This window comes from Haloplanus sp. (genome assembly GCF_028275055.1).
In the GTDB taxonomy this organism is placed as follows: Archaea; Halobacteriota; Halobacteria; order Halobacteriales; family Haloferacaceae; genus Haloplanus.
This window is the reverse complement of the sequence record NZ_JAQCNJ010000057.1, coordinates 1-12,183: the sequence shown is the minus strand read 5'-3', so window position 1 is coordinate 12,183 and position 12,183 is coordinate 1. Positions and strand designations below refer to the sequence as shown.

The 12,183-nt window shown below is 66.9% G+C and carries 13 protein-coding genes and 2 pseudogenes; 7 read left to right on the top strand and 8 right to left on the bottom strand.

Features of this window, described 5'->3' with window-relative positions:
• The 3 genes and pseudogenes from Q0925_RS07780 to Q0925_RS07765 form a co-directional block, all read left to right on the top strand.
• Nucleotides 1-1,207 (top strand): annotated as a pseudogene (locus Q0925_RS07780) (ammonium transporter); the annotation flags it as partial.
• 77 nt (nucleotides 1,208-1,284) lie between these two features.
• Entirely contained in the window at nucleotides 1,285-1,992 is a 708-nt protein-coding gene (locus Q0925_RS07770; protein WP_299333719.1) for a hypothetical protein, read from the top strand.
• A gap of 85 nt (nucleotides 1,993-2,077) precedes the next feature.
• Nucleotides 2,078-2,560 carry a metal-dependent hydrolase gene (locus Q0925_RS07765; protein WP_299333716.1) on the top strand — a complete coding sequence of 161 codons (483 nt, stop codon included), beginning with the start codon at nucleotides 2,078-2,080 and terminating at the stop codon, nucleotides 2,558-2,560.
• Here Q0925_RS07765 and Q0925_RS07760 read toward each other — a convergent pair.
• The 7 genes from Q0925_RS07760 to Q0925_RS07730 are packed head-to-tail and all read right to left on the bottom strand — an operon-like array spanning nucleotide 2,557 to nucleotide 8,794.
• Entirely contained in the window at nucleotides 2,557-3,621 is a 1,065-nt protein-coding gene (locus Q0925_RS07760) for a methionine synthase (protein WP_299333713.1), read from the bottom strand. The genes Q0925_RS07765 and Q0925_RS07760 overlap by 4 nt on opposite strands.
• The gene (locus Q0925_RS07755) at nucleotides 3,618-4,604 is read right to left on the bottom strand and encodes a 5-methyltetrahydropteroyltriglutamate--homocysteine methyltransferase (protein ID WP_299333710.1); all 987 of its coding nucleotides are present in this window, start codon (nucleotides 4,602-4,604) and stop codon (nucleotides 3,618-3,620) included. The genes Q0925_RS07760 and Q0925_RS07755 overlap by 4 nt, the downstream gene beginning before the upstream one ends.
• 53 nt (nucleotides 4,605-4,657) lie before the next feature.
• Nucleotides 4,658-5,245: a HemK2/MTQ2 family protein methyltransferase gene (locus tag Q0925_RS07750; protein ID WP_299333707.1), complete on the bottom strand. Its 588-nt coding sequence runs from the start codon at nucleotides 5,243-5,245 to the stop codon at nucleotides 4,658-4,660.
• Complete coding sequence (locus Q0925_RS07745) at nucleotides 5,242-6,354, bottom strand: mechanosensitive ion channel family protein (protein ID WP_299333704.1); 1,113 nt, start codon at nucleotides 6,352-6,354, stop codon at nucleotides 5,242-5,244. Before Q0925_RS07745 ends, Q0925_RS07750 begins: the two co-directional genes overlap by 4 nt.
• The gene (locus Q0925_RS07740; protein WP_299333701.1) at nucleotides 6,347-7,198 is read right to left on the bottom strand and encodes a 16S ribosomal RNA methyltransferase A; all 852 of its coding nucleotides are present in this window, start codon (nucleotides 7,196-7,198) and stop codon (nucleotides 6,347-6,349) included. Before Q0925_RS07740 ends, Q0925_RS07745 begins: the two co-directional genes overlap by 8 nt.
• Before the next feature lie 45 nt (nucleotides 7,199-7,243).
• Nucleotides 7,244-7,849: a DUF655 domain-containing protein gene (locus Q0925_RS07735; protein WP_299333698.1), complete on the bottom strand. Its 606-nt coding sequence runs from the start codon at nucleotides 7,847-7,849 to the stop codon at nucleotides 7,244-7,246.
• A 48-nt stretch (nucleotides 7,850-7,897) separates the two neighbouring features.
• Complete coding sequence (locus Q0925_RS07730; protein WP_299333695.1) at nucleotides 7,898-8,794, bottom strand: hypothetical protein; 897 nt, start codon at nucleotides 8,792-8,794, stop codon at nucleotides 7,898-7,900.
• Nucleotides 8,795-8,960: 166 nt separating this feature from the next.
• Between Q0925_RS07730 and mvaD the strand changes: the two genes are divergently transcribed.
• The gene (gene mvaD, locus Q0925_RS07725) at nucleotides 8,961-9,926 is read left to right on the top strand and encodes a phosphomevalonate decarboxylase MvaD (RefSeq protein WP_299333692.1); all 966 of its coding nucleotides are present in this window, start codon (nucleotides 8,961-8,963) and stop codon (nucleotides 9,924-9,926) included.
• Here mvaD and Q0925_RS07720 read toward each other — a convergent pair.
• Nucleotides 9,923-10,453 (bottom strand): hypothetical protein, encoded by a 531-nt coding sequence (locus tag Q0925_RS07720; RefSeq protein WP_299333690.1) that lies wholly within the window; start codon nucleotides 10,451-10,453, stop codon nucleotides 9,923-9,925. The genes mvaD and Q0925_RS07720 overlap by 4 nt on opposite strands.
• An 84-nt stretch (nucleotides 10,454-10,537) precedes the next feature.
• Here Q0925_RS07720 and Q0925_RS07715 point away from each other — a divergent pair, with 84 nt between their 5' ends.
• From Q0925_RS07715 to Q0925_RS07705, 3 genes and pseudogenes are all read left to right on the top strand, one after another.
• Nucleotides 10,538-11,659, top strand: a complete 1,122-nt coding sequence (locus Q0925_RS07715) for an NAD(P)/FAD-dependent oxidoreductase (RefSeq protein ID WP_299333687.1) — start codon at nucleotides 10,538-10,540, stop codon at nucleotides 11,657-11,659.
• A 110-nt stretch (nucleotides 11,660-11,769) separates the two neighbouring features.
• Complete coding sequence (locus Q0925_RS07710; protein ID WP_299333684.1) at nucleotides 11,770-11,991, top strand: hypothetical protein; 222 nt, start codon at nucleotides 11,770-11,772, stop codon at nucleotides 11,989-11,991.
• A pseudogene (locus Q0925_RS07705) lies at nucleotides 11,984-12,183 on the top strand (hypothetical protein); the annotation flags it as partial. The gene Q0925_RS07710 and the pseudogene Q0925_RS07705, both read left to right, overlap by 8 nt.

Here is a 12,183-nt window from a genome sequence, read left to right as displayed (position 1 = left end):
TCCGCCCTCGGTTTTCAGGACTTCGCCGGCGCGGCGGTCGTCCACATGACCGGCGGCGTGTGTGGCCTCGTCGCCGCGTACATGGTCGGCCCGCGGATGGACAAGTTCAACGACGACGGCTCAGCGAACGTTATTCCCGGCCACTCGCTGCCCTACGCCATCCTCGGGACGCTCATCCTCGCCTTTGGTTGGTACGGATTCAACGTCGGTACCGCGGTCAGCGTCTTCCAGGTCACCGACGCCGGTGAACTCGCCCTTGCCGACTACGCGTACGCCGGTCGGGTCGCGATCAACACCGCGCTGGTCATGGGGACCGGCAGCATCGGTGCCGCGGCGATCAGCCTCGTCCGGAGCGGCAAGGTGGATAGCCTCATGACGGCCAACGGTCTGCTTGCCGGTCTCGTTAGCGTCTGTTCCATCGCCGCGGTGGCGAGTTGGCAGGCAACCCTCGTTGTTGGCTTTCTCGCCGGCGTACAGGTCGTCCTCGTCTTCGACCTGCTGGAGAAGGTCGGCATCGACGACGTCTGTGCTGTCTTCCCGGTCCACGGTTCCGCCGGCGCACTGAGTGCGCTCGCGTACCCCTTCGTTAACACCACGTCGGCGTTCTCGCTTTCCCAACTCGGCATCCAGGCCGTCGGCGTCGCCGTTCTCGCGCTTTGGGCGGCGGTGATCACCTTCGTTATCTACGGCCTGCTGAAGGCACTCGGCTGGGCACGGGTGAGCAGCGAACACGAGCGTGAGGGGCTCGACTCCTCGGAGCACGGCATCGTGACCTACCCCGAATTCGGCGACAATTCGGTCGGCACCGCGCCGGGACGGACGCCGGAGACGGCAACCGACGGCAGTGGGGTGTCCGACGATGACTGAGATCGAGATGGTGGTTGCTTACATCCGTCCCGACAAACTCGGGCCGGTGAAGCAGGCGGTCGCCGAGGCCGGCGCCCCCTCGATCACGGTGTCGAACGTCTCCGGCCGCGGCTCACAGCCCGCAAAGAAAGGGCAGTGGCGCGGCGAGGAGTACACGGTCGATCTTCACCAGAAGACAAAGGTCGAGTGTGTCGTCGCCGACGTCGACGGCGCGGACGTCGCAAACGCGATCCGCGACGCGGCTCACACGGGCGAACCCGGCGACGGAAAGATCTTCATCATGCCCGTCGACAACGCGATCCAGGTGCGCACCGGCAAAGAGGGGCCTGACGCGGTCTGACCGTCTCCCGCCGACGACGAGCGGTCCCGTCTCACTAGTTCCCGTTCTCGGTCTCCCGGCGTGCTACCGGTTCAGTCATGCAACGCTACATCCTGTCCATCGTTCCGACCGTTCTTCTGACGGCGGCGGTTTCGACCCCCGCAGCCGCCCACGGGACGGCCACCACCGCCGGCGGCCTCGCGTTCCCCACAATCGTCGTCGCCTCCGTCGGTGCCAGCCTGTTCGGTGGCGGGATCGCTCTCGTTCTGCTCGACCCCGCCGCTCGTGTCGGCAACGCCGGCCGGGTCGTCCCGTTTCTGTTGCTCGCGCTCGGTTGCCTCTCGATGGGTCTCGCCCTCGACGGCGCGCCGTTCGGCGTCGCGGCCGGCACGCTTGCCGGTGTCGGCGTTGTCGCCACCGCTCGTGGCCGCGCGGTCACCGACTGCGGTGCCTGTGCGGACGCCGCACTCGGGGCTGTGACGCTACACCGCGGCCTAGAGGGCGTGGTCCTCGCGACACTTTACGCCGCCGACGCGACGCTCGGACTCGTGGGGGCGGCGGTTCTCACGACCCACGCCGCCGCCGAGACGGCGGCCGTCGGTTCGTTGTACGCCACCACCCGTCGGTACGCGCTCGGTGCGGTCTGTCTCCTGCAGGTCGGGTTCGTCGTCGGCGTCGCCACAGGGTGGCGTCTGATCGACGCGGTCCCCCCGGTTGCCGAAACCGGTGTTTTGGCGCTTGTCGGCTCTATCCTCCTCGCCGTCGGGGGTCGAGAGGGGTACCGCCGCTACGCCGACCGACCGTGATGGCGTAGATGGTCCCAGCCGACCGATTCAACCCAACGGTCGTCACGCTCGCGACAAAGATATATGCTCGACCGTAGTATGCGCCGTGGACCACCCGGTGCTCTTTCCCACCCACCTCGCCGCGGCGTACGTTCTCGGAAAGCGGTGGGACCTGTCCGCGCCGCTTCTCGTCGTCGGGGCAGCGCTCCCCGACCTGATCGACAAACCTGCCGCACTCGTCGGCATCGTCGACCTCTACCAGACGGCTGCACATTCGCTTCCCGTTCTCGTCGCCGGCTTCGTCGTCGTGTTTCTCCGTCGGGCGTGGACGCCGGTGTGGCTCGGTTGGGCGTCACATCTCGCGCTCGATGCCGTACACATGATCGTCAACGGGCGACCAACGGACCTCCTTTTTTTGGGCTGGCCGGCGATCAGGCACACGCCCGTTATTTCCCTCCCGCCCATCGCGTTCGCCCGCTACTACGTCGCTACGCCGTCGTTTTTCGTTGAGTGTGTCGTCTGGGGGGCGCTGGCCGCGGCGATTTTACGGCGGCGATCCTCGGAGTCGAGGACGGAGCGCCGGGGTTAGTCCGCGCTGACCTCCGGACTGAGGTCGATCTCGCCGGCGTCGAGTTCGGCCTCGATCTCGCGTGCGGCCGTGACCATGTTCTCGATTTTTTGATACGCCACCTCGCGAGGGAGGAGTTTCACGCCACAATCGGGGCTGATGGTGAGGTTCTCGGGCGGAACGATCTCGAACCCTTGTTTGATATTCTCCTTGATCTCCTCGACGGACTCGACCTCCGCGGTGTGGACGTCGACGACGCCCAGTGCCAGATCCGTCGTGAACTCGGGATCGGTGAACACGTCGAGCTGTTCGTAATCGCCGTTGCAGAGTTCGAGGTCGAACTCGTCGATGGGGTACTCCAGCAGTTCGGGGTAGATCCGCGAGTAGTCGCCGTAACACACGTGAAGGCCGATGCGCACCTCGTCGGCGATGCCGGCGACGATGCGGTCGAGACACTCGCCGACGATGGCGTGATCGTCGGGTGTCGTCGCCAGTGCGGGCTCGTCGATCTGGATGTAGCGCGCGCCGGCGTCGACGAGTGCCTCGACCTCCTCGTTGACGAGGTCGGCGAGGGCGTAGGCGAGGTCGGCCTCGTCGTCGTAGGCCTCGTTGAACGACCACGCGGCGAGGGTGTATGGCCCCGTGATAGGCACCTTCACCGGTTTCGAAGCGACGGATTGTGTGAACTCGAACTCGTCGACGAGCCACGAGTCCGCGTACTCGACCTCGTCGACGACCGAAGGCTTGTCGAAGTAGTTGTGTCCCCACACCTTCACCGGGCCGTTGAACTCGTAGCCCTCGATGCGGTCGGCGAAGAACTCCACCATCTCGTTGCGGCGCATCTCGCCGTCGGACACCGTGTCCAGGCCCGCCCGCTCGTGTTCGTCGATCATGACGCGACAGGCGTCGTCGTGGGCCTCCCGGAGCTGTTCCTCGTCGAACCTCGACTCCGGATCGTCCGCGAGGTCGGAGACGCGGTTGAGCCACTTTGGCTTCGGATAACTCCCGACGATGGAGGTGAGCAGAAAATGCTCGTTGGGGTGGTCGTCGGGGCGGAACTGCTCGCGGTCGTTCTCGCTCATGCGTCCACCTCCGCGAGTGTGGCGGCGTCGGCCAACGACTTGAGTTTGGCCTCGAACCTGTTCACCGGCAGGTAGAACAGCTCCGTGTTCGAGGTGAGGTACGCCCGGTCGAACTCGGTGTGGGTGTTCTCGTCGACCCACTCGACGCGGTCACGGATCGTCTCCGGCGACTCGACGAGCGTGTTCTGTCCGTCGACCAGTCCCATCGCCACGGCGTCTTTCGTGCCGTACTCGTTGATGTTGTACAGCGATTCGTCGGCGTCGGCGACGAAGTCGAAGCCGATGGCGTCGACGTCGGCGTCCATCAGGTGGGCGTACGTCCGCTCCGGAATCGACCCCCAGTAGGTGTGGACGACGACGTCCGCGTCCGTCGCGGCGGCGACACGGTCGATTGCCTCGCTCGCGTGTTCGTTATCGTCGTCGTCGGGTGCGTTCTCAACCAGCGACGGTTCGAGGAGAAACAACGTTTCGTGGGTCGGGAACTCCGCAATCTCGCCCGCGAGAAAGTCGGTAACAGCGTCGAGAAACTCGGCGTCGTCGTCGTAGAACTCGTCGGTGGCGAGATCAAACAACGAGTACGGCCCCGGCAGGACGGCCTGTCGGTCGGTGGCGTCGACGGCCGACAGTTCGGCCGCCACGTCGCCCGAGGGGGTCAGTTCGCCCTGTACCTGCGGGTCGCGGTAGAAGTTGTTGTTGTCGTAGTACCGGATGATCCCGCCCGTCTCGACGTTTTCGTGGACGGTCAGCGGGTGGGCGAGCATGTCGTCCCACCGCGGTTGGCCCTCGACCGTCCGGTCGAGACCGGCGTTTCCCTGTGTGTCCACCGCGTCGGTGCGGGCGCGCTCGTAGACGTCGAGAACCTCCGGTCCCTCGTCGCCGGCGATGAGGTCGCCCTTCTGGTGGCCTTTCAGTTCGGATAGCTCGTCTTTCGCCCAGTCGGGAAGCGGATACAACCCCGGTGTCGTGGCGACCAGTTCGGTCATCGACCGGACGTATGTGATACCGTCGCTTAATATTTGCTAAACCAAAATATTATTCAGGGTAATTCGAGGCGGAGCACCGACAACGTCTCGAAGGGGTACGACTCCTGTCGGATCGTCTCGACGTCGAACCCCTGTTTCTCCGCGTTCTCGACGACCGTCTCGAAGCCCGTGAGACTACTGACGAGGAGAAGGACGACCCCTCCGGGACGCAGCACCCGACCGACCGAACCGAGAAAGGGGTCGATGACCGCACGGCCGGACTCCCCGCCGGAGAGCGCCCGTTCCATCCGATCGTCCCACTCGTTGTCGGGATCGGTCGGGAGGTACGGTGGGTTGAACGCGACGGTATCGAACGCCTCGGCTCGAAACGGGGCGACGAGGTCGGCCCGGACGGCGGCCAGTCCCCGGTCGTGGGCCTGCCGACAGGCTTCGGGGTTGTAGTCGCTGGTGATCACCTCCGTGTCCGTCTCAACCGCGATGCGCTCGGCGACCCAACCCGATCCCGTTCCGACTTCGAGCGTCCGCCCGCGGGCGTGGTCGCCCGCCGCGTCGGCGAGCAGACGGGAGTCCTCTGCGGGTTGATACACGGTCGTCTCCATCCCCCGGCGAGCCGCCAGATCGGCGGCCGAGTCGTCGGTCATCGCTCCCCGTCGCCGTCCGTTGCCGGCCTTGGCGCCGGTCGCTTGACGCCCTCCGCGACGGCAAGGCCCCCCTCCTCCGTTCGACCCATGAGTTCGCGTTGCGGGAACGGGATCTTGATCCCCGCATCGGCGTAGGCGTCGGTGACCGTCTCGATCACGGCGGTTCGTGCACGCCACATCCGCCGGGCGCTGGGGTTATCGATCCACACTCGAATCCCGAGAACGATGGCCGAGTCCCCGAACCGCTTGCCCACCACCTGAGGCGTCGGCACGTTCAGAACCTCGTCCAGTTCTTTGACCGTCTCGCGGGCGATTCGGGCCGCCCGTTCGGGGTCGTGATCGTAGTCGACACCGACCTCGACCTCGATCCGGAGTCGACCCTTACGGGTGCGGTTGGTGATCGCCTGTCCGCTCACCTCATCGTTCGGGAGCATCACGTACTCGCCGTCGAAGGTCTGGATCCGCGTGCTGATGATGGTGATCTCGGTGACGATCCCCTCGCGGTCGCCAACTTGGATCCAGTCGCCGATCTCGAACGGGTGCGAGAACATCAGGACGAACCCTGCCAGCGCCGCCCCGAGCGTCTGCCTGGCCGCCATCCCGACCACGATACCGAGAAAACCGGCCCCGACCAGCAGGCTCCCTATGTCGCGGGTGAACAGTCCGATCACGACCAGTAGCGCCACCGTGTACAACATCACCTGCGTCAGGCGGTAGATGATCTCCCGTTGGTGTTCGCTGATGCTCGATCGCGTGCCGGTGAACTCGCCGATGACCCGTCCCACGAGGTCGGTCAGGGCGTAGGTCGTCGTGAGGATCACCACCCCGAGCAGTACCCGTCCGGCGAGGTCCTGGAGACCGAGGTTCCGGTACGATCGCGCGAGCGGGCCGATCAGATCCCACAGGACGATGACGGTCAGGATACCCCCCCCGGTCACCGCCGTCAGTGCCGCCGACAACACGAGTTCGCTCCGCTGGCCGATCTCACGGTCGCTCCGGCGGACACGGTTCGCGGCGTACCGGACACCGAGAACGACCGCCACGACCACGACGGTCGCGACCGCCCGACTCACCGTCGTCGCGTCCGCGGCGGCGAGGGCGTCAACCACCGCCGATACCTCCGCCGTGCTCGGTCGCGAGTTCGGCGAGTTCGGCGAACTCGTCGGGTGCGAGTTCGCCCGCACGCTTCGACATGGTCGCCTCGTCGGCCGCCGCGACGACCGCGTCCGGATCGGCGAGCCCGGAGATGTGTGCGGTGTTGCGGACGGCGTTCCGGAGCGTTTTCCGGCGTTGGGTGAACACCGCCTTCACGAACCGTAAAAAAAAGGCCTCGTCGTCGACCTCGTACGCGGGATCGCGGGGCGTGGTCCGTACGACCGCGCTGTCGACCGCCGGCGGCGGCGAGAACGCCGTCGGGGGGACGGGTTCGACCACCTCGATGTCCGCGTAGTGGCGCGCGCTCACCGACAGGCGGCCGTACTCGCTTGTTCCCGGTGCCGCGGCCATGCGCTCGGCGAACTCCCGCTGAAACATCAGGACGGTCGGTACTCCGAGCGGTAGGAGGCGGAACGTGATCTCACTGGAGACGCCGTAGGGTAGGTTCGAGACGCTCGCGGTCACGTCCTCGGGGAGGTCGACCTCGAGGGCGTCGCCACAGATCACGGTCAGCAGGCCGTCGGCGATGTCGGCCTCGAACTCCTGTCGGAGAAAGGCGGCGAGGTCGGGGTCGCGCTCGATAACCGTTACCCGGTCGCTCGTCGCGAGGAGGCGGTCGGTGAGCGCGCCCGTTCCCCCGCCGACCTCGAGAACGTGACCTCGGTCGGCGTCGTCGTGGAGGTGCGCCGGTAACCGATCCAGAACACGGTCGTCGACGAGAAAGTGCTGATCGCGATCCGGGTTCCCACTCACACCCGCTCGGTCGAGAAGACGGCTCGGGTCACGCGACGCTGTCATCGTCCTCGGTAGCACGCGTGTCGGGGTAAATTTCCCGTTTCGGCGTTACGTGTCGTCCCCGACGAACGTTTGATATTTGAGGTCATCGTCGCGGAGTTCCTCGATGATCCGGTCGACGAGCACACCCTTCGGATCGTGAAGCCCGGCGATCCGTTCTTCGAGGTCGGCAAAGCGCTCGAACGGGTCCCGCTTCCGCTCGTCGAGCACGTCGTTGCGGAGTTTCTTCCCGATGCCCGGCAGGAGGTTGAGTTGGTGGAGGCGAAGGGTGATCGGCTGTGCCTCGTTGTAGAAGTCGACGAAGCGTCGCTCCTCGCGGTCGACGATCTCTTCGACCACGTACTCCAGTTCCGAGGTCGCGGCGTTCGAGAGGTCGTCGTACTCGACCTCTCGATACCGCTCGACCCCGTCCCGTTCTCCCGCCGGATCGACGACCACCCGATCGCCGATGCTCACGTCGGCGTCGTCGCCGAGCGTGAGTTCCAGCAGTCGGAACGCCGACTCCCCGAGGGCGTACGCTAGCGGCGACTTCTTGTACTGAGGGCGGTCGTCCTCCGGCCGGCCGTGCGGGAGGGAATCGAGAACGACGGCGTATGTCCGCTCCGCGTCCTCTGGGGCATCGACGCCGGCCTCTCCGCTCTCGGAGGTTGTCATACCGGATATGTAGGGTGACTGGATATTTAAACCGTTGGCCGCCTCCGGTCAGGCGAACTCCTCGCCGAACGCCGACCGGCGGACCTCGCCGACGATCCGTTCCTCGAACTCGGTCTCGATACGCTCCCACACCGGCGACGCCCGGTCGGTCGCGTACTGCATCACGCCGACCGGCGGCCGGTATGGGGCGTACTTGACGGCGATACCCGCCGCGTACCCCGCCGATACCGACCGTTCGAGAACGTGGTAGTTGCCATCCTCCGCGGCCGCCCTCGCAACCGCCTCGGCGTCGACGTCCTCAAGACGGCCGGACAGCGGGTCGGTCCCGACGGCGTCGATCAGGCCGTCCATCGCCTCGGCTCCCGCCTCGGCCGTCCGGGTCACGAGCCACGCCGCGTCCCCCACTGCGGTCGTGTAGCCACCCTCTTCGAGGCGGTCGAACCCCGCCCGCTCGCCCTCGCGACGCCAGTCGTCGTCGATCAGTCCCTCGATGACCGTGGCCGGCGAGAAGTCGCCGTAGCCGAAGGTGACGTTTGGGACTCCACGGGACTGCACGTGGACGAGTTCGAACGCGTCGGAGTCTGCGTACGCCGGCGGCCCTGATCCCAGCCACCCTCCGCGGAGCCGTGCTGCGATGGTCCGGTCGTCGACGGCCGACAGCACCCCGTCGACGTTCACGTGGCGCGCCCACACGTACTCCGTCGGATCCAGATCGGGATGGGTCGGCGTCGCGTCGAACATCGCCTCGGCCCCGAGCGTACCGGTGTACTCGGACGCCTGTGTCGGCGTCGGCGTCCCGGTGGGTGTCGATGTCGGTGTCGCTGTCGCCGTATCGTCACCCCCGTCCGGGTCACCCGAACACCCGGCGAGTCCGAGAAAACCGGCAACGCCGACGGCTTCGAGAAACCGCCGGCGCGTCCGTCCGGTTCCGTTCACTCGACTCACCGCCCCGCCGGCCTCTCGGTCGCCTCGGTCGGTGGCTCGGGGACCCTCCGTCGAGAGACACATGACATACCCCGGGGTCGGTCCACGCCGTTTTATATCTGGTCACCGCCCGGATCGGGCCGCCCGTTTCGGGACGTTTATCCGGGTGTCCGACCCCTCTTGGGGTATGAAAGCGACCGCGACGGCCCACCCGATCGAGGGGCTGGTGAAATACCACGGGATGCGTGACTCCGAACGCCGGATGCCGTACCACGACAGCATCAGCGTCTGTACCGCGCCGAGTCGGACGATCACCACCGTCGAGTTCGGCGGCGATGAGGACGTTTACGTCGTCGACGGCGACCGCGTCGACGGCCGTGGAGCGGAGCGGATCGACGCCGTCGTCGACCACGTCCGTGACCGAGCGGGGATCGAGGCCGGCGTCCGTCTGGAGAGTCAGAACTCCTTCGAGTCGAACGTCGGCTTTGGCTCCTCGTCGTCGGGCTTTGCGGCCGCCGCGGTCGCGTTGTGTGCGGCCGCGGATCTCGACCTCTCCCTGCCCGAACTGTCGACCGTCGCGCGCCGTGGCTCCGCCTCGGCCGCCCGCGCCGTCACCGGCGCGTTCTCCCACCTCAGGACCGGCCTCAACGACGCCGACTGCCGGTCCGAACGGATCGAGACCGACCTCGAAGACGACCTTCGGATCGTCGCCGGCCTCGTCCCGTCGTATAAGGAAACCGAACAAGCACACGAGGAAGCCGCGGACAGTCACATGTTCCAAGCGCGGATGGCCCACATCCACGGCCAGGTCGTGGAGATGCGCGACGCCCTCACCGACGCGGACTTCGAACGCGCGTTCGAACTCGCGGAACACGACTCCCTGTCGCTCGCAGCCACGACGATGACCGGGCCGGCGGGGTGGGTGTACTGGCAACCTCGGACCATCGCTGTGTTCAACGCCGTTCGCGCCCTCCGCGACGAGGGTATCCCCGTCTTCTTCTCGACGGACACGGGCGCGAGCGTCTACGTCAACACCCTCACAGCCCACGTCGACCGTGTCGAGTCCGTGGTGGCGGACTGTGGCGTCGAGACCCGCGTCTGGAAGGTCGGTGGCCCCGCCGAGGTGCGCCCGGCGTCAGACGCGCTGTTCTAATCTTCCGTCCACGACGCCCGGTACTCGTGGGTTTGTCGCACGTCGCCACGAAGCCACAAAATCGCGCTCGACTCCCGGGGCCGTGAGGAACCGGGGTGACTTGGATCCCGCGACCGGTAGTTGAGTTCCACCGACACACCGGAGGGATAGCTCCGTGTGACGTTGACCGTGTGGTAGGTTCTGTCGTACTGGTTTGCCGTCGGCTCCGTCCGCTCGAACCCTTCTGGAATCGTGTCGGCGACAAACCTCTCCCGCCGGCGCTCCGCCGACCGGAGTTCGTCGAGGATCGCGCTGAAATCCGCGACGGCATCCGCCGCGCCGGGCATCGGCAGGCCGCCGCCCTCGGCGAATCTGTGGGCCGCGGCGAGGCCGCGCGGGCGCAGGGTTGTTCCCTCCAGTAACCCCGCCCGTTCCGTCTCGCCCACGGCGTCCTCGTGTGACGGCAGTTGCGCCTCAACCACACGTCGCAACTCGGCTGGGTCGTCGACCGACCGTGCCGTCCAGCAGACGAACCCTTCGATACCCATCTCTCGATCCGTGGCGGCGACGCCACTTAGTAGTGCGCGTCACACGAGTGCGACCCTTCTTTGCCGTGGACGCCAACCTCCGGTATGCGCGTCGTCGTTCTCGGAGCCGGATACGCCGGCCTGACCCTCGCTCGCCGCCTCGAATCGCGCCTTCCAGAGGCGGTCGACCTCGTCGTTGTCGACGAGTCCGACACCCACCTCGTCCAACACGAACTCCACCGCGTCGTCCGCCGCCCTGGGGTGGCCGACGCCATCACCGTCCCCCTGACGGAGGCGCTGGACCGCGCGACGGTCCGTACGGGACGGATCGAACGCGTCGACCGCGAGACACGCGGTGTCCACCTCGAGGATGGCACCCTCGGGTACGACTACGCGGCGATCTGTCTCGGTGCCGACACCGCCTTCTACGATCTCCCCGGCGTCGACGACCACGGACTGCCGTTGAAGCGCCTCGACCACGCCCACCGACTCCGTGAGTCGTTTCTCGACACCTGCGCGACGAACGGCCGGGCGGTCGTCGGCGGTGGCGGGCTCTCCGGGATCCAGGTGGCCGGTGAACTCGCCGCTCTCGCTGACGAACGCGGCGCCGACGTCGAGGTCACCGTCGTCGAACGCGAGTCGACGCTCGCCCCCGCCTTCCCCGAGGCGTTCCGCGCCGCTGTGCGCGACGCCCTCGAATCGAGTGGCGTGACGGTTCACACCGGCACGCGGGTCACCGGTGCGACAGCCGACACGGTCGAACTCGCCGACCGGACCGTCGCCTACGACACGTTCGTCTGGACCGGCGGTATCCGCGGGCCGGACGCTCTCGATGGCGACCGACGGGTGGTGCAGGGGGACCTTCGTCTCGACGACCGCACCTTCGCCCTCGGTGACGCCGCTCGCGTCGTTGACGCCGACGGTGCGGCCGTTCCGGCGAGCGCGGCGGCCGCCATCCGGGAGGCGGGCACCGTCGCGACGAACGTCGACCGACTGGTCCGCGACGACCCGAGAGCCGACGGCTTCTCGCCCCGTCTCGCCCCGTTCCGATTCGACGCCCCTGGCTGGATCGTCTCCGTCGGCGACGACGCCGTCGCAACCGTGGGGCCGAAGGTGTTCACCGGCGCACCCGCCCGCGCGATGAAAGCCACCGTCGGCGCTGGCCACCTCTCCTCCGTCGGGGCGGTCACCCGCGCGGCCGAACTCGTCCGTGAGGAACTCGGGTGACCGGTCACACCGGCAGTCGTGGAGCGACGGCCGATACCGTCGACCGACGACCGGTCACCGACAGGTGCATTTAATTATCGCCGCCGCAAAACTGGACGTAGGTACAGCGTATGACTTCGACCGCCCTCCGCGCCGATGATGACAGCGATGTGGCGGGGACCGACTTTTCTCGCCTCGTTGACGCGGACAGTGCCCGGACGGTCCACGTCGGCGCGACGGCGGTGTCGGCTCTCGTCGCCGAAGCCGCTCGATCGACCGCCGACACGGCGCCCGACGCGACACCCCGTCCGGCCGATACCCAAAGGTACGTGGAGGCCCGACTCGATGGCTGAACACGACACAAAAATCGATGGGTATCCCCTTCCCGAGACACTCCCGTTCGATATCGCGCCCCTCGACGCCGGACTGAACCTGTTGATCTCCGGGCCGGCGATGTTGGGCAAGCGGCAACTGGTGTTTGAGTTCATCGCTCCCGACCCCGAAACCGCCGGCGAGGTCGACCCACTCGTCATGATGACCACCGA

What these genes read in the sequence shown, in the direction of transcription:
- Q0925_RS07735 (WP_299333698.1), bottom strand. Translation starts at nt 7,849, where the DNA reads ATGACAACCTCCGAGAGCGGAGAGGCCGGCGTCGATGCCCCAGAGGAC.
- Q0925_RS07720 (WP_299333690.1), bottom strand. Translation starts at nt 10,453, where the DNA reads ATGGGTATCGAAGGGTTCGTCTGCTGGACGGCACGGTCGGTCGACGAC.
- Q0925_RS07760 (WP_299333713.1), bottom strand. Translation starts at nt 3,621, where the DNA reads ATGAGCGAGAACGACCGCGAGCAGTTCCGCCCCGACGACCACCCCAAC.
- Q0925_RS07750 (WP_299333707.1), bottom strand. Translation starts at nt 5,245, where the DNA reads ATGACCGACGACTCGGCCGCCGATCTGGCGGCTCGCCGGGGGATGGAG.
- Q0925_RS07770 (WP_299333719.1), top strand. Translation starts at nt 1,285, where the DNA reads ATGCAACGCTACATCCTGTCCATCGTTCCGACCGTTCTTCTGACGGCG.
- Q0925_RS07740 (WP_299333701.1), bottom strand. Translation starts at nt 7,198, where the DNA reads ATGACAGCGTCGCGTGACCCGAGCCGTCTTCTCGACCGAGCGGGTGTG.
- Q0925_RS07710 (WP_299333684.1), top strand. Translation starts at nt 11,770, where the DNA reads ATGACTTCGACCGCCCTCCGCGCCGATGATGACAGCGATGTGGCGGGG.
- Q0925_RS07755 (WP_299333710.1), bottom strand. Translation starts at nt 4,604, where the DNA reads ATGACCGAACTGGTCGCCACGACACCGGGGTTGTATCCGCTTCCCGAC.
- mvaD (WP_299333692.1), top strand. Translation starts at nt 8,961, where the DNA reads ATGAAAGCGACCGCGACGGCCCACCCGATCGAGGGGCTGGTGAAATAC.
- Q0925_RS07715 (WP_299333687.1), top strand. Translation starts at nt 10,538, where the DNA reads ATGCGCGTCGTCGTTCTCGGAGCCGGATACGCCGGCCTGACCCTCGCT.